Source organism: Pseudomonas sp. SIMBA_068, assembly GCF_046534705.1.
In the GTDB taxonomy this organism is placed as follows: domain Bacteria; phylum Pseudomonadota; class Gammaproteobacteria; order Pseudomonadales; family Pseudomonadaceae; genus Aquipseudomonas; species Aquipseudomonas putida.
Map to the genome: position 1 here is coordinate 1 of NZ_JAWRYI010001877.1, position 229 is coordinate 229.

The window sequence follows — 229 nt, forward strand, 5'->3', positions numbered from 1 at the left end:
TAATGACCCCTTTTAAGGGTTATCATGGCGATACGTTTGCTGCAATGAGCGTATGCGATCCTGTGAACTCTATGCATAGCCTATATAAGGGTTTTTTACCTGAGCACGTATTTGTACCTGCCCCTGCCAGTAAGTTTTCAAGCACTTTTGAGCAAAGTGAAGCGCGTGAACTTGAACAGTACTTTAAAAATAACCACCAACACGTAGCTGCTTTTATTATTGAACCCAT

The 229-nt window shown here is 41.5% G+C and carries 1 protein-coding gene; it reads left to right on the plus strand.

Going from position 1 to position 229, the window contains the following annotated elements; translation table 11 throughout:
* On the plus strand, positions 1-229 hold a 229-nt coding region (locus SB756_RS36280), incomplete at both ends, for an aminotransferase class III-fold pyridoxal phosphate-dependent enzyme (protein ID WP_410914090.1).